The organism is Paenibacillus sp. FSL K6-1318, from assembly GCF_037976905.1.
Lineage (GTDB): Bacteria > Bacillota > Bacilli > Paenibacillales > Paenibacillaceae > Paenibacillus > Paenibacillus amylolyticus_A.
Genome location: NZ_CP150270.1, coordinates 4,972,191 through 4,988,277, shown reverse-complemented (window position 1 = coordinate 4,988,277; position 16,087 = coordinate 4,972,191). Strand labels below are relative to the sequence as shown.

General features: G+C 46.2%; 18 protein-coding genes. 14 read left to right on the top strand and 4 right to left on the bottom strand.

Translation table 11 applies throughout. The annotated features are described in order from the left end of the window. Positions 1-88: 88 nt before the first annotated feature. The 6 genes from NYE45_RS22135 (at position 89) to NYE45_RS22110 (ending at position 4,682) form a co-directional block, all read left to right on the top strand. Positions 89-646: a GNAT family protein gene (locus NYE45_RS22135; protein WP_340014020.1), complete on the top strand. Its 558-nt coding sequence runs from the start codon at positions 89-91 to the stop codon at positions 644-646. 110 nt (positions 647-756) lie between these two features. After that, the gene (locus NYE45_RS22130) at positions 757-1,512 is read left to right on the top strand and encodes an exodeoxyribonuclease III (RefSeq protein WP_340014018.1); all 756 of its coding nucleotides are present in this window, start codon (positions 757-759) and stop codon (positions 1,510-1,512) included. A gap of 187 nt (positions 1,513-1,699) precedes the next feature. After that, complete coding sequence (locus NYE45_RS22125; protein ID WP_340014017.1) at positions 1,700-2,683, top strand: alpha/beta hydrolase; 984 nt, start codon at positions 1,700-1,702, stop codon at positions 2,681-2,683. A gap of 50 nt (positions 2,684-2,733) precedes the next feature. Next, a complete protein-coding gene (locus tag NYE45_RS22120) occupies positions 2,734-2,880 on the top strand; it encodes a hypothetical protein (protein ID WP_165980244.1) in 147 nt (48 codons plus the stop codon). A gap of 32 nt (positions 2,881-2,912) precedes the next feature. Further along, positions 2,913-3,494, top strand: coding sequence for a hypothetical protein (locus NYE45_RS22115; RefSeq protein WP_340014016.1), 582 nt, complete (start codon positions 2,913-2,915; stop codon positions 3,492-3,494). A 204-nt stretch (positions 3,495-3,698) separates the two neighbouring features. Further along, positions 3,699-4,682: a diaminopimelate dehydrogenase gene (locus tag NYE45_RS22110; RefSeq protein WP_339236573.1), complete on the top strand. Its 984-nt coding sequence runs from the start codon at positions 3,699-3,701 to the stop codon at positions 4,680-4,682. Between the two features lie 157 nt (positions 4,683-4,839). Here NYE45_RS22110 and NYE45_RS22105 read toward each other — a convergent pair whose 3' ends face one another. Next, positions 4,840-5,694, bottom strand: coding sequence for a pentapeptide repeat-containing protein (locus NYE45_RS22105; RefSeq protein WP_340014015.1), 855 nt, complete (start codon positions 5,692-5,694; stop codon positions 4,840-4,842). A gap of 186 nt (positions 5,695-5,880) precedes the next feature. After that, positions 5,881-7,257, bottom strand: a complete 1,377-nt coding sequence (gene gdhA / locus NYE45_RS22100; RefSeq protein WP_340017420.1) for an NADP-specific glutamate dehydrogenase — start codon at positions 7,255-7,257, stop codon at positions 5,881-5,883. Between the two features lie 397 nt (positions 7,258-7,654). On the opposite strand from gdhA, the gene NYE45_RS22095 reads away from it, so the two are divergent. From NYE45_RS22095 to NYE45_RS22075, 5 genes are all read left to right on the top strand, one after another. Further along, positions 7,655-8,128, top strand: a complete 474-nt coding sequence (locus NYE45_RS22095) for a GreA/GreB family elongation factor (RefSeq protein ID WP_062835724.1) — start codon at positions 7,655-7,657, stop codon at positions 8,126-8,128. Beyond that, positions 8,118-8,624 carry a cation:proton antiporter regulatory subunit gene (locus NYE45_RS22090; RefSeq protein ID WP_340014014.1) on the top strand — a complete coding sequence of 169 codons (507 nt, stop codon included), beginning with the start codon at positions 8,118-8,120 and terminating at the stop codon, positions 8,622-8,624. Before NYE45_RS22095 ends, NYE45_RS22090 begins: the two co-directional genes overlap by 11 nt. Before the next feature lie 3 nt (positions 8,625-8,627). Beyond that, the gene (locus NYE45_RS22085) at positions 8,628-9,833 is read left to right on the top strand and encodes a cation:proton antiporter (RefSeq protein ID WP_340014013.1); all 1,206 of its coding nucleotides are present in this window, start codon (positions 8,628-8,630) and stop codon (positions 9,831-9,833) included. Positions 9,834-10,166: 333 nt separating this feature from the next. Continuing rightward, complete coding sequence (locus NYE45_RS22080) at positions 10,167-10,883, top strand: expansin EXLX1 family cellulose-binding protein (RefSeq protein ID WP_062835721.1); 717 nt, start codon at positions 10,167-10,169, stop codon at positions 10,881-10,883. Positions 10,884-10,991: 108 nt separating this feature from the next. Next, complete coding sequence (locus tag NYE45_RS22075; protein ID WP_340014012.1) at positions 10,992-11,939, top strand: alpha/beta hydrolase; 948 nt, start codon at positions 10,992-10,994, stop codon at positions 11,937-11,939. A 95-nt stretch (positions 11,940-12,034) separates the two neighbouring features. Here NYE45_RS22075 and NYE45_RS22070 read toward each other — a convergent pair whose 3' ends face one another. Continuing rightward, positions 12,035-12,913, bottom strand: coding sequence for a PhzF family phenazine biosynthesis protein (locus tag NYE45_RS22070; RefSeq protein ID WP_340014011.1), 879 nt, complete (start codon positions 12,911-12,913; stop codon positions 12,035-12,037). A gap of 174 nt (positions 12,914-13,087) precedes the next feature. Between NYE45_RS22070 and NYE45_RS22065 the strand changes: the two genes are divergently transcribed. Continuing rightward, complete coding sequence (locus tag NYE45_RS22065) at positions 13,088-14,035, top strand: NADP-dependent oxidoreductase (protein WP_340014010.1); 948 nt, start codon at positions 13,088-13,090, stop codon at positions 14,033-14,035. Here the strand turns inward: NYE45_RS22065 and NYE45_RS22060 are convergent. Then, entirely contained in the window at positions 14,019-14,654 is a 636-nt protein-coding gene (locus NYE45_RS22060; protein ID WP_340014009.1) for a type 1 glutamine amidotransferase family protein, read from the bottom strand. The two genes, NYE45_RS22065 and NYE45_RS22060, sit on opposite strands and share 17 nt — an antisense overlap. Positions 14,655-14,841: 187 nt before the next feature. Here NYE45_RS22060 and NYE45_RS22055 point away from each other — a divergent pair, with 187 nt between their 5' ends. Together NYE45_RS22055 and NYE45_RS22050 are read left to right on the top strand one after the other, a co-directional pair. Continuing rightward, positions 14,842-15,579, top strand: a complete 738-nt coding sequence (locus NYE45_RS22055; RefSeq protein ID WP_340014008.1) for a cyclase family protein — start codon at positions 14,842-14,844, stop codon at positions 15,577-15,579. A 246-nt stretch (positions 15,580-15,825) separates the two neighbouring features. Then, positions 15,826-16,041, top strand: coding sequence for a hypothetical protein (locus NYE45_RS22050; protein ID WP_340017419.1), 216 nt, complete (start codon positions 15,826-15,828; stop codon positions 16,039-16,041). Positions 16,042-16,087: the final 46 nt, after the last annotated feature.

Here is a 16,087-nt window from a genome sequence, read left to right as displayed (position 1 = left end):
TTAATAGAACATAATAATAGTAAAAGCTTGATGAAGGCAAGTGTAGTAAAATGGACTTCTACAATGAATGTTGCAAAGGAGACTTCGCATGAGTGAGCAATTTAGGTTTGATCTATTTCCATTAATTCAGACAGAACGATTCATCCTCCGGTCAGCCGAGGCTGGAGACAGCCATGATCTGCTCGCGTTATATTCGGATGAAGCTGTGGTTCAATATATGCCATTTACTCCCTTTGAATCCGTGGAGGATGCACAGGGTGAGATGAACTGGTATACGAAGATTTTCAAGGAACACACAGGTTTACGCTGGATGATTGAAGACCGTGAAACTCGTAAAGTGATCGGAACCTGTGGGTTCCTGAACTATGAAGATGTACATCACCGTGCAGAGATTGGATACGACCTGTGTTCCTCTTTCTGGGGTTGTGGTGTTATGACTGAAGTGGCCCATGCTGTGTTACATTTTGGATTCACAAGCATGCAGCTCAACAAGATTGAAGCGAAGGTTGAACCGGAGAACGAGGCGTCAATACGCCTGTTACATAAGCTTGATTTTCAACAGGAAGGTGTACTTCGACAGCATGAGTTTGAGAAAGGCAGATATATCAACCTTGCGGTGTTCTCCAAGTTGCGAAGCGAAACATAGGCAAGTAAGCCCCATAAGGATTCCAATGACTCCATCTCATTCCAGATCCGTAAGGCTTGTCCCTCTGAATGAGCCCATGCTATATTGGAGAGATGTGAGGAGATGAGGATATGAAGCTGGTGTCCTGGAATGTGAATGGCTTAAGGGCATGTGTGACCAAAGGATTCATGGATTATTATCAGGAGAGTCAGGCGGATATTTTCTGCCTTCAGGAGACCAAATTGCAAGCCGGACAGATTGAGATGGACCTGGGGGAAGATGTTTATCAATATTGGAATTATGCGATCAAAAAAGGATATTCCGGCACGGCTGTATTTAGCCGCATCAAGCCTATATCCGTTCGTTACGGGATGGAGGAAGACAGTGAACCGGAAGGTCGGATGCTTACACTGGAGTATGATAATTTTTATCTGGTGAACGTCTATACACCTAACGCGAAGCGGGATCTGACCCGACTGCCTTACCGTCTGGAATGGGAGGATCGATTCCGGGGGTACATTCTGCAACTGGAGCAGACCAAGCCGGTTATCGTCTGTGGTGACCTGAATGTGGCTCATCAGGAGATTGACCTGAAGAATCCGAAGCCCAATTTGGGTAATTCCGGATTTACCCTTGAAGAGCGTGGCAAGATGACCGATTTGCTTGCTTCTGGGTATGTGGACAGCTTCCGCCATCTCTATCCGGATCGTACGGATGTATACAGCTGGTGGTCTTATATGCCGAAGGTTAGAGAACGGAACGTGGGCTGGCGCATTGATTATTTTCTCGTATCCAATCAATTGGCACCTAAGGTGGCAGATGCGCATATCGACTGCCATGTAATGGGCAGTGATCATTGTCCGGTGGGTCTTACATTGGAACTGTAAAGGCATAGATGAACTGCACGTTTCCTTAATCGGAGATTTGCAGTTTTTTTGCTTCACAGGTAGGGGGGAGAGACTGGACTTTGGTTGGGGAAAGAACTGGACTCCGGATTGTTTCAATTCAGCTATTTCTTGGGTACGATTGAAGCATACATATACAGATGAACCTTTGGGATAAGGGGTAGAGAAGATGAAGAAGGGGTTACGGAGAGGGTTGAAAGTGCTGGGAGGCATCATGCTCGCCACAGGGCTTTTACTGCTGACGGGAACGGCATATGAGGCTTATCAATCCACGCAGGATATGAAGTCCTATCCCCCGCCAGGCAAGTATTATGAAGTGAGTGGTCGCAATATGCATCTCTACACCGCTGGCAAAGGAGAGGTAACGGTGGTATTTGCCTCAGACTGGGGTACGCCCAATCCTTATGTGGATTTCAGCCCGCTATATGACAAGTTGAAATCACAGGTGAAAATTGCGGTATATGACCGGTTCGGGTATGGATACAGCGATTATACGGATGAACCTCGTGATGTCGACACCATCTCGGAAGAGATCCACCAATTGCTGCGAACCTCCGGTCAACGTCCACCTTACATCATGGTTGGTCACTCCCTGGGTGCACTGGAGACACTACGGTTCGCGCAAAGGTATCCTGATGAGGTGGCTGGCATGGTCATGATCGATGGTGGAAGCCCCGAATACTATAGCCGTGCGGAGTTGGATACACCGGAATGGATGATGGATTGGTCCCGTTTTCTCGTGAAAACAGGCATCGCACGAACGTTGCTGCAATCGGATCGCATGATGGCATCTCTGGTCATTGACCCGAAACTGGTAACGGAACCGATGAAAAAGGCCGTTATGATATCCACGTTAAGACATGCGTACAATGATAATGTCATGGAAGAGGTTCGGAATTCCAGAACGAATGCAGCGTGTGTGCTTGAGAACAAAACGAAGTTCGACTTCCCCCTGACGATCCTGACAGCCGGTTCGGAGGATTCGGCTGAGGACAGTCAGGCGTGGCAGACCGATCAAGCGGATTTTGCTTCATGGTCAAGACATGGAACACAGCTGACAGTTCCACATGCGAAACACAGTATTCACAAAAGTCAGCCGGATATTGTCGCCGCCGAAATCATGAAATTAGTGACACCGTCCAGTGACCTATGAGTAACATGATTCCACAAACACATGATGAACAGGACGAGGAGGAGGGATGCATGAAAAAGTTTAGAGTAATCACCCGATTCCTATCCATACTTGTAGCCAGTTGTCTATTGTCTTTAAGTGTATTATCTGTATCTGTGATATGGGTCAAGAATAACGTTCATGCGGTGCCTGTGATCCAGTCGTTTGAACGTGATTAGCACATAAAACGAAGAAGAAGGAGTGGTAACGGATGGTGAAGAGAAGGAATTATGTATTAGTCTGTGCGGCACTGGCGATGATGGTGGCCTTGAGTGCTTGCAGCAGCGCGGCAGACGAACCGACAGGTGATACTGAAAAGGTGGACACTGAAGTTTCCTCCGGAACTGGTGAACAAGCGACTAATGAAGGTACAAGCGAAGCAGCAACAAGTGGAGTGACCGAAACGGAAGGTACGACTGCGCCAGCCGACTCGGATTCAGATCGTGGTGAGGAAGCCGCTGCTGGAACCAATGCGTTGCCAGAGAACTTGCCAAGTGACTTCCCCCTACCGGAAGATGCAACGATTCGTTTAGCCAATTCAGGTGAGAATGAAGGAAAGCAATCAGCCATGGTGATTTTCTCGACTGAACAAGATATGCAAACCGTATCCCAGCTGTATAAAGATTACTTCAACGCCAAAAAGTTAACGGATGCGGGTCAGACGATCGATGACAAAAATATTATCATTCAGGGAACCGATCCGGAGACGCAGGATGTCTGGTCCTTGATTGGAGGAACATTGGCGGGACAGGAAGGCGTCATTGAACTGACGTTGACCTGGACAGAATCATAAGCAGAAGATAAGGGCTATTGTTCTTTCCTGCTTTTTTCTTCCTAAAATAACGAATGAACGCCATAATACCTTGCACACGGAGCCGCATTATTGCTGCACCGCTGCAAGGTATTTTTATTTCGAACTGGAAACCTGACAGGTTACATGGTATGTTATATCATTAGAATAGAGTAATAGACAACTATAGAAGAAGACAGGAGAGGATTGAACATGATTAGAGTGGGTATTGTTGGTTACGGTAACTTGGGTAAAGGTGTAGAGAAAGCCATTTCCCAGAACGAGGATCTGGAACTGATTGCTGTGTTTACACGTCGTAATCCGGAGCAGATGGTCGCTGAAAGCACAGAAGTACGTTTTGAGCATATCTCTGCAGCGGAGCAATACATAGGCAAGATTGATGTTATGATCCTCTGTGGTGGTTCTGCAACCGATCTTCCAGAGCAGACACCAGCCATCGCCAAGTTGTTCAATACGGTAGACAGCTTCGATACACATGCGAAGATTCCTGAATTCTACAAAGAAGTGAATGCTGCGGCAGAGCAAGGCGGTCACGTAAGTGTCATTTCCACAGGTTGGGACCCAGGCTTGTTCTCCATGAACCGTCTGCTTGCACAGTCCATCCTGCCAGAAGGAAAAGAGTACACGTTCTGGGGCAAAGGTGTGAGCCAAGGCCACTCGGATGCTATTCGTCGTGTTCCAGGCGTTAAGGCGGGTGTACAATATACTGTACCTGTTGAAGAGGTGATCAACCGCATTCGTGCAGGGGAGACACCAGAGCTGTCTACACGCGAGAAACATCTGCGTCAATGTTATGTGGTAGCAGAAGAGGGTGCTAATCAGGATGAGATCCGTGAGACGATTGTGTCGATGCCTAACTATTTTGCAGATTACGATACAACTGTAACGTTCATTACCGAAGAAGAATTGAAATCCGAGCATGAAGGTATGCCTCATGGTGGATTTGTAATTCGCAGTGGGGTTACAGGTGCCGGTCAAAAGCAAATTATTGAATTTGGTCTGAAACTCGACAGCAATCCTGAATTTACAGCGAGCGTACTTGTGGCGTATGCCAGAGCCGCACAACGCTTGAGCGTGGAAGGACATAAGGGCGCGAAGACAGTATTTGATATTCCGCTGGGTCACTTGTCTCCGAAATCGGCTGAAGATCTTCGCCGCGACTTGTTGTAATTCGTAATTCATTCCTGTGGTTGTATAATAAACAGCTCGTCCTTGGATATATAGGACGAGCTGTTTTTTGCTGTAATCGATTCATATATCTTATGAATGAATTCACAAGGTACATTCCGGCTTGTATTCCTGCTCTTGCTCTTGCCGAGACGGCGCCCTACATCCAGTGTGAGGGAATGTTTAAATGATCTGGCAACTTGGTATTCAGATTACCTTTGGCTGCATTAATCTGCGATTGCGTCAGGAAGATGCCACCTCTCAGGTCTGCATCGCCCAGATCCGTATCCCGCAAGTCTGCGCCAATCCAATCCGCATTTCGTGTATCTGCATTTCGGAGGTCGGCCGCGATCATCAAAGCCCCTCTGAAGCTTGCGCCTCGTAGGTCAGCTCCCTTTAAGTTGGCACCAAAAAAGTCACTTCCGGTACGTTTCTTACTCTTCTTCGACTTCCCTTGTCCATGAGCGGTGGGTGGCACATTGGCACGTACCATCTCGCTTGCCTGAACCAGGAGTCTGTTCACAGTGGACCGATAGTCGGCGATGTCCAGACGGAGAAGGGACGCAGGCTCCAGATTGCTCAAGCGCTCGATCTCCTCATATAACTCACCGAATGCCGAGTGAAGGGATGACGTCTCCGGTCTCATCATCATTTCCTTCATATAACTGAGCAACTCATGAAGTTGTCGCAAGGCAGGCAGACAATCGAACATCTCGTTTGCAGACTCCGGATGATCACGCCAATCTTTGCCCGCGTAGGTCACTTGGGATAGCTTCTGTCCAGCTCCGAAACAGTCGTATACCGTACAGCCTTTGAACCCTTTCTGCCGAAGCTGGGTATGGATACCGCAGCGATTGTCCGTGCGCAGATTGGGGCAGGGTGTGCCGCTGGCTTTTTCAAAAGCAAAGTCGGATGACTTGCCATAGGGCAAGGCAACGCAGCACAGGCCAAAACATTGCTCGCAGTCTGCGCTCAGATGAGGACTCACAGTGCTGGCAAATGGTTGGTTAGACAATGTAAACACTTCCTTATAATAGTACAAATAGATGGAATTACGTCAGTACCACTTTACCATTGCCCTGGGATTAGATCAATTGATAACAAGGAAAAAAGGGCGTTCCCCAAGTTAATAGGAACGCCCTTTGATCGTGGAGAAACCTACCGTTATTCAGGTATCTCTCCATATTATTCTGTATTTAAATTAAACTACACCTTGAGCAATCATGGAATCCGCTACCTTGAGGAAACCGGCGATATTCGCTCCCGCTACGAGGTTGCCTTCACAGCCATACTCTTCAGCAGCTTCTACACAGCTGGTGTAGATGTTCTTCATGATGTCATGCAGCTTCGCGTCTACTTCTTCAAATGACCAGGACAACCGCATGCTGTTCTGTGACATTTCAAGAGCAGACACGGCTACACCGCCGGCATTAGCCGCTTTGGCTGGGCCGAACAGCACGCCTGCGCCGTGGAAGACGTCAATGGCAGCCAGAGTGGAAGGCATATTCGCGCCTTCGCCAATGGCCTTCACGCCACCTTTAACCAGAAGGGCCGCAGCTTCTTCATCGATCTCATTTTGCGTCGCACATGGAAGAGCGATATCACAAGGGATAGACCAGATGCCTTCACAGCCTTCGGTATATGTAGCATGCGGGTGTTCTTTGATGTATTCGCTGATGCGAAGACGATCAACCTCTTTCAGACGTTTCACGGTATCCAGGTTGATGCCTTGTGGATCGTGTATGTAGCCACCTGAGTCACTACACGCCACGACTGTAGCTCCAAGCTCCTGTGCCTTCTGAATGGCATAGATGGATACATTACCAGAGCCAGAGACAACCACTGTGCTGTCCTTGAAGCTGAGCCCTTTGGATTGCAGCATCTCCTTCACGAAGTACACACAGCCGAAGCCAGTCGCTTCCTTACGTGCCAAGCTTCCTCCGTACAGCAGCCCTTTACCTGTCAATACGCCTGCCTCATGCCCGCCATGGATACGTTTGTATTGGCCGAACATGTAACCGATTTCCCTTGCGCCTACACCAATGTCACCTGCCGGTACATCTGTATCGGAGCCGATATATTTGTACAGCTCTGTCATGAAGCTTTGCGTGAAACGCATCACTTCCAGATCTGATTTTCCTTTGGGATCGAAGTCAGAACCACCTTTACCACCGCCAATAGGCAGTCCGGTCAAAGCATTTTTGAAGATCTGTTCGAAGCCGAGGAACTTGATGATACCTGAGTAAACGGAAGGGTGGAAGCGAAGTCCGCCTTTGTAAGGACCAATGGCACTGTTGAACTGTACCCGGAATCCACGGTTAACCTGAACTTTGCCCTGATCATCTACCCATGGAACACGGAATGTGATTACACGTTCAGGTTCGACAAGCTGTTCCAGCAGACTGTGGTTCTTGTATTTGGGATGTGCTTCAATGACAGGAATAAGGGAATCCAGGATTTCTTTGACAGCCTGATGGAACTCATCTTCGTGCGGATTTCTGGCGACAACCGACTCGTAAACGGAATGAACATATTCTGCGGCAGTAACTTGAGCTGACTCTGTAGTTTCTTTTGTTATCGTGGACACTTTTTCAATGCACTCCTTTATTGTGTTAAAGTCTGTAGATGCTTATTTGTATAAATTGCATAAAAGTTTGTAGTTAAATATACAGGAAAGCAAATAAAAATACGAGATAGAAATCCATAAAATGTTTTTTATACAGTAATTAAAATGTTCTATGGATCTACCATCTGATGTGAAGAATTCAGTTATAAAATGGAAGATATGACCACTAATAATAATAAAACAGCAAGTTAGCCGAATATACTGGATTAATATATTAGTTTTGGTAAGATGGTAAGAAGGTCTCGTATTCAGGGGGCTTTTAACAATATAAAGGAGGAAAACAAGATGATGAAGAGAAACATGCCAATCAACATGGAGAACAAGGCTTGTATAGGGGGTGAAATCTATTATGAACCATAGGACTTCCCGCCAAAATTGCAGAGAGAAGCTGGTGAGCCAGCTATTTACATTGGGTGAAGAGAAAAGAACATTTCTCGACGCCTATTTTGACGTGCGTGATCCGGAGCGAATTCAGTTGGAAAAACAGCTGCTGGCGTATACGCAGTATGTGGAAAAACTGCTCCTCGGTCCTGATGAAGATCTGGACTCGGCTGTATTGATCGGCAGTCATATTGATTTTGAATATATTGATTTCCATACGTCAGATTCGTTCATGATTGTCATGCCAGATGATACGGATCCGGATGAGGGACGTATTTCCTTCCTCTCCCCGGTAGGGAGTCAATTACTGCTTGGCAGTAAAGGGGAAGTACGGTCTGTTCATACGCCATCAGGCTCGATGCGGATACGCATCACGGGAATTGAACTGAAGAGCGAAACCATGAACGGGTTGGCTTTAGGGGGTGCAGATCATGCACTTTAAAGAGACGGATTTACCCGGGATTGGACGTAAATACTGGCTGCATACCCGTAGTGGTGAGCACTTGGTTATTGTGATTCATAACGACGAGCGACGTGACCTGTTTCATATGGAATCAGGGGATACGCCTGAAGAACTGGGTGATATGGTATCTCTTGTGACCTTGGACGATGATGAAGCCCGTGCGGTAGCCGCTATCGTCGGTGGTATGACCTACAAACCTCAGTTTCAGAATGAACGTGAAGTGATGCTTGAAGGGTTGTTGATTGAATGGCTTCGAATCGAGCCTTACGCGGCAAGCATAGGCATGACGATTGGGGAACTGGATATTCGGCAATCTACAGGTGCCGTTATTCTGGCTGTTGTAACCAAGGACAGGGAAAAGCAGTTTAATCCCGGTCCGGATTACGTTTTTACTTCTGGAGCTACAATTGTGGTTGCCGGTGAACGAAATCAGATCAAGCAGCTCAAACAATTGTTGACTGATGGACGGACTTAGCCTATGGATATGCTCATATTCGAAGTGGGAATTGCCGTTGCGCTGATTACACTTACGGGGCTGATATCTTCACGATTACGTTTTTCGGTCATTCCTTTCTATATACTGATTGGTATGGCTGTAGGACCACATGCACCACAGATCGGTATTGTGGATTTACGTTTTATCGAAAGTTCGACCTTTATTGAATTTATGGGCAGGCTTGGCATTTTGTTTTTGTTATTTTACCTGGGTCTGGAATTCTCGGTCTCCCGTCTATTAAAATCTGGCAAAGCCATTCTGACTGGGGGCATGTTCTATGTAGGCCTTAATTTTGTCTCGGGTCTGCTATTGGGCTGGTTCATGAATCTGCCGCTCCAGGAGACACTTGTTGTCTGTGGCATCATGACCAGTTCTTCTACAGCCATTGTGGCTAAAGTGCTGGTAGATCTGAAACGCACGGCGAACCCGGAGACAGAGATTATTATGGGTATGATTATGTTTGATGATTTGTTCATCGCGATTCATATCTCGATTCTGACAGGACTTGTGCTCAGCGGGGCAACTTCATTCTTAAGTGTTCTGCTGGTGTCCCTATCTGCGTTGCTGTTCATTGTGCTGTTCCTGATCATCGGCAGAAAGTGTATCAAATATATTGATAAGGCATTGAACATTAAGTCTTCGGAGTTATTTTTGCTTACCGTCATGACACTGCTCTTCCTGGTGGCAGGTTTCTCGGAGACACTTCATGTAGCCGAAGCAATCGGGGCTTTGATGATGGGACTGGTGCTGGGCGAATCAAGACATGTCAGCCGGATTGAGCATCAGATCATGCCTTTCAAAGATTTTTTTGGTGCGATTTTCTTCTTCAGCTTTGGCCTGACCATTGAGCCGTCGTCACTTGGCGGAGCTGTGGGCATGACGATTATTGCCGTTATTCTGACGATCGCCAGTAACTATGGTGCAGGCATGATCGCTGGCAGATTGGCTGGAATGAGTCCAAAGGCCTCGTTGAATGTGGGCTTTACCCTGGTCTCCCGAGGTGAATTCTCCATTATCATGGCGAACATCGGCAAGGCCGGAGGACTGATGGCATCCATCCAATCGTTTGCCGTATTATATGTGTTAATTCTGGCTGTGCTGGGACCTATCCTGACAAAAGAATCTCCGCGGATCTACGCATCGTATGAGCGACTAAGGAAGCGGATGAAACGAAGGGAGACAGGATGAGCCGGTGCAGCTGGCACTGGACAGCCAGGGAATTCTGACCGTAATGCGTCATAAGCGTCACACTGTTTGGAGAGAGAAATCACTCCATGGTGTGGCGTTTTTTTTATTGGGAACCGACCCGATACAGCCTTATTATTATGTCCATTCCACCAATTTATGGTATGTATCCATATCTTGTGCGTGGTCGTGAATGTTGAAGTCCTGAGGCAGGACTTTGGATGCGATTTGGTAGAAATAGATTGAAAATAAACAGTTATTATGTAAAATAATGTTATATTCAAATCTAGCAGTTGAACTAACCATTTACACGAGAACGTAAAGGAGGAATAGTAGATGAACAAGAAAAGTAGATTTCAACGGTTAAAATGGGCCGGCACAGGGTTGTTACTCAGTCTCGTATTATTTGCTCTACCTGCATCTGCTGCATGGAATGATACATATCAGGGTTACGCGACGTATACGGGCTCAGGCTACTCGGGAGGTGCGGTGTTGCTTGATCCCATCCCGGCAGACATGAAGATTACTGCACTTAATCCATTCCAGCTCAATTATAACGGTGTCAAAGCCGCTTTGGCGGGAGCCTATCTCGAAGTGCAGGGCCCTAAAGGCAAAACAACCGTCTATGTAACAGACCTCTATCCAGAGGGCGCCAGTGGAGCGCTGGATCTTTCGCCGAATGCCTTTAACCTGATCGGTGACCCGAAGGCAGGCAAAATCAATATCAGCTGGAAAGTGGTCAAAGCGCCAATCCAAGGTAATGTCTCCTATCGGATCAAGGAAGGCAGCAGTCAGTGGTGGGCAGCTATTCAGGTTCGTAATCACAAATATCCGGTGCTGAAGTTCGAAGTGAAACAGAAGGATGGTACGTGGCTCAATCTTGAAAAGCAGGACTATAATCATTTCCTAGGAACCGGACTGGGCAAAGAAAAACTGAACATTCGTATTACCGATATTCGCGGTCAGGTGTTGAATGATACGATCCCTGCTCTGCCTAATGATGGATCGGGTGGTGCATATATCGTACCGGGCAATGTACAATTTCCCGATTGACAGATATATGAAGGTGTTATACAAAGAAGTATGATCATAGACGGTTTATAACGAAAAGTCGTACATTGTACGGCTTTTTTTGTATACGAAAAGAGGAGAATGTACCGCATGACAAAAAGTTTGCCTTCCTATCAGACAACACATCCCTATTGGAAGCAGTATCAGGTCTTTTTCCCGAAAGAAGTCAGGTTGGGCGATAATACAGCTCCTGAAGAAGAATGGTGGGAATCGAATGGGGTTCATCTACATATTGATCGATTACCCGCGCCGGAGTCTTCAATCAAAATTCTGTTCATTCATGGTGCGGGAGGCAATGGCAGGTTGCTCGCTCCGTATGCCCGCATGTTACAGCGAAATGGATACGAGGTGGTATCGCCAGATCTTCCACCGTATGGGCTAAGTTACGCACGGCCTGGCACACGTATCAACTATGAACTATGGATAGACCTACTTGTTTCACTCATTGATCGGGAATATAAGAGAGACGGCAAGCCAATCGTCGTATTGGGAAGTAGCATCGGAGGTATGCTTGCCTATCACACCAGTGCTCGCAGCAAGCACGTTAGGGGTTTGATCGCAACTACATTTGTAGACACCAGTAATCCGAAAATGCGCGATCAGCTCGCACCGAATCGTCTGGTGAGCCGTGTGGGAAAACGTATGATGGATCTGTTTCCTGGTCTACTGGATCATGTACATATTTCGGTCAAGCAGGTATCCCGGATGCAACTGATTACCAATAACCAGGACTTAACCCGGCTTATTATGAATGATCCACAAGCGGCAGCCACACGAATTGCGTTGGAACTGTTAAGAACATTCCTTAATAAAGAACCGGAGGTAAGCCCGGAACAATTCAGCCAGTGTCCGGTCCTGTTGGTTCACCCTGAACTGGACCCCATGACACCGTTCCGGTTCAGCCAATCTTTTTTTGATCGACTGGTGGTGGATAAGGAATGTGTGATCTTGGAGGGTGCAGGCCATTTTCCTATAGAGCAGCCGGGACTTAACCAGCTGGAGGCGGCGGTGTTACGATTTTTACAGCAGATTCAATGAAGACCAACAGCCTTGAAATTCCTTCGTATAGCTAGTTATCATAGCCTGCGTACTCTACGTACCCTCCGTACCCTGAGTATGTAAAACACCTCCCATTAAGGGAGGTGAATTTGGATATTTTCGATATGAACGGCGCTACCGCCAACCTGAATCTGCGTGATTTCATTAGAGCTGCCCAGAGTTAATCTGGCTCGGATCTCTGAGGGGCGGTTCATGGTATACCCTTGTCTGATCGTATACGTATGTTGATGAGGATCTGCGAGTTGGTTGTACTGATGTAAGTAACAGAGCATTGCACCATTGGATGTGCCCGTTGCACTCTCTTCCGGTATATCATAAAGCGGTGCAAAATTACGGCATTCTGCCAGAACGTCCATAGCATTTGATTCGAGTGTAAGCACATGATACCCTACGGCATGATGAGCCTTACATATTTCAGTGATACGCTGGAAGTCAGGGTTGATTTTGGTTAGAACATCAGTATCTTTAACGGCTATCAGGATATCGGGTAGACCAGTAGATACGATCTGTACAGGTAGTTCGGAATGCAAATCCGCTATAGAAATACGCAACGAATCGGCAATCTGTTGTCGATCCACGATCTCCCCAAACTCCGGCAACGTCTGCGACAGATAGACTTCTCCATTGATTTCGATAACAACCTCAAGAATTCCCGCCAGTGTCTCCAATGTGTATGTACCAACATCAACGAGCTGCTGTGTCTTCATTAGATAAAATAAAGCAATCGTGGCATGCCCGCATAGGTCGACTTCATCACTTGGGGTGAAGTAACGTACTTTGAAATCAGCCTGATCCGATGGCATAACAAATGCTGTCTCTGAAAAACCGACTTGTCTGGCAATCTCCTGCATCTGGGATTCAGATAAATGCGCTGCTTGTAGAACAACGCCTGCGGGGTTTCCGCCAAGAACCTTGTCCGAAAATGAATGTAATGTACTTACTTCTACTTCCATCGTGTTACCTCGCTTGTTCAGTTATTGGCTAAAGGTTAAACCTAATCGATAATCGACATTATATCACGGTTCCTGGTCTAAATTGCGTTCTCAACCTGTAGTGATTTCTTGTATGGATAGGTCAAGTGATCGCCGGGAAAGGGTAATGAAGGGAGAGAGCATAACGATAATCCAATGGAAAGGCTGGGATCTCTAATGAAAGCAATTGTGATTGAGGAATTTGGTGGAGCTGAACAATTGAAAGAACAGGAAGTAGCCAAGCCAGCATGTGGAGTGAATCAGGTGCTAATTCGAACGCATGCCACGTCAGTGAATCCGGTGGACTTCAAAATCAGACAAGGCGATATGAAAGAAGCAGCGGAGAACTTTCCGTTGATTCTGGGCGGTGATGTTGCGGGGACGGTGGCTGAAGCTGGCTCGAATGTCACGCGTTTCAGGGAAGGTGATCGGGTGTTTGCGCGTCCTCGTCAATTCGGAACCTATGCAGAATATGTTGCTGTCGATGGGGACATTATTGCCCGTATACCGGAGAAACTGAGTTTCGAGGAAGCGGCAGCGATCCCGCTGGCGGCGATGACGGCCTGGCAGGCCCTTGTGGATCATGGAAGGTTAGCCAAAGGACAGAAGGTACTCATTCATGCTGGCGCAGGTGGAGTGGGAACATATGCCATTCAGATTGCCAAGTCCCTCGGTGCTGAAGTGGCGTCCACTGCGAGTGAATCGAACGAAGCATTGCTTCGCTCGTTGGGTGTGGATCATTTTATCAATTATAAAAAAGAAGATTTCTCGGAGATTCTCTCCGGTTATGATGTTGTACTCGATACGATGGGCGGCGATATTCAGCGCGACAGCTTCAAGGTGTTGAAGTCTGGTGGCCATCTGGTATCCTTGGTCGAACAACCGGATGAGAAGCTTGCCAAAGAGGCCGGAGTAACGGCCAACGTCTTCATGATGGAGCCCAAAGGGGATCAACTGGATCAGCTGGCTGAACTGGCTGCGGAAGGCAAGCTCAAATCGATTATTGATGGAACATACCCGCTAACTCAACAGGGAGTAAGGGAAGCACATGAGAAGAGTGAAACCCATCATACCCGTGGGAAACTCGTTATTCAGGTGCAATAGAATTCATTAGCTCGTAGAAGTAGTTTGGCTCAAGGGTCTGATACAGATTGTACCAGGCCTGTAATGTTTCTGGTGCAAATACATCCAGTCTCTTCAGTACATGCATCGTAAATTCTAACGGAGCTATGCCTGATGCAGTAACTACATTTCCATCGGTTACTGCTGGCTCCGTTTCATAATATGTTTCTCCAGTATAATCTGGGCATATCATCTTCAGGTATTCTAAATCATTACTTGTATGCTGTCTGGAGTCCAGTAACCCCATTTTTGCAAGTCCAACGGTGGCACCACAAATCGCCGCAATAACTGTACCTGCTTCTATAGAAGCAGCAACTTTTCTCAATAGAGGATCATGGATGGTGTCCATCCAGGTGTTTCCTCCTGGAAGAATGATGACATCGTTACTTTTCAATGCACATTCATCAATAGAAATATGAGGAAGGATGTTCAATCCGCCCATGGTAGTTACCGGATGTTTATCTACGCCTACGGTTACGACCTGTAAAGGCTCAATACCTTTCCTGAAATACCTTCCCGAGTTCAGTTCAGCAGTTAAATAACCTACCTCCCAGTCTGACATCGTATCGAATACATATAAATATACGTTCCTCGTTTGCATCATACACTCTCCTTTTGTTATTCATGATTGATTGGATTACTCTCGTATTATAAAAAAACTTCACTGACAACTACGGTCAGTAAAGTTTATAAATTTGATATTTAACAGATAGGGACTGCTCCCCAATTGTGGTGGAATAAGATATAATAGGAGAAATTTATTCCATTCTGTGCATGAGGTGATTAGGATGTCCAACGAACTCATTCAAGCCATTCAATTATTGAAAGAAAAGAAGTGGGTGGATCTGACCCATACATTTGGACCGGAATCTCCACATTTTTCAGCTTTTGAAGCAGCACAATTCGATACCCTGTTTGATCACGATCAAGGTTTCTTTGCCCAGAGCTTTAAGTTCCCGGGTCAATATGGGACACATCTTGATGCGCCGATCCATTTTGTACGTGATACCCGGTATCTCGATGAATTGGGTTTAAAGGAGCTTGTGCTACCGCTTGTGGTCATTGACCAGTCCGCCGAAGTGCAGAATAACCCGGATTTTACACTGGATGTGGAGCATATTCTTGAATTCGAAAGAGAGCATGGCGTCATTGAAGCCGGAAGTTTCGTAGCCTTACGTACAGATTGGAGCAAACGCTGGCCTAACCATGAAGCATTTGATAACAAGGATGATGAGGGCAACAGTCATGCACCTGGATGGTCGGTTAGTGCGCTGATGTTTTTGTTTGATGAACGAGAAATAAAGGCAATTGGGCACGAAACTTTTGACACCGATTCAGCCGTGGATTATCAGAAGAATGGGGCACTTCTCGCAGAATATTATGTACTTGCTCAGGATACATATCAGGTTGAGTTGTTAACAAACCTGGATCAGGTGCCAGCTAAAGGCGCGGTAATCTTCAACATCGTACCGAAGGCGGAGAAAGCATCTGGTTTTCCAGTTCGATCGTTTGCCATTTTGCCGTAAAACGGAGTGGATCAAAAGCTATAAGATAAATCAGGCACAGAACTCAGAATGATACTTAAGTAGACAGCCGGCTAAATAGTCGGCTGTCTTTCAACTAACGGGCAGAATAGTTGAAAAAGGTATTTTAATTTAAACCTCGAATATTTAATGTAATCGGATAGCTAAAAATTTGATGATAAACAGGACTTAGATACGATGATATAAGGTTTCGGAGGAGTATTTTGGAGAACTAAGAATCTTGAAGTTATAAAAAAAGGTACAGTCTTTATCGAGAATGACAGTTATTTTCCAACAGAACAACAAGTGATGTTAAATTTCCAAGTACATAATCTAAACCAGACTATGGAGCATCTCGAACAGATTAGTGTACTTCTTGCAAAGAAAAAAGAGATTAGTGAATTTGGAAAGTTTATTTTGAATGAAGTTCCTGAAGGTCGACTGGTCGAGCTTTGGGAGAAATAACGACATTAATTTTAAGATTAGAACAGATATTCCATAATTTATATTA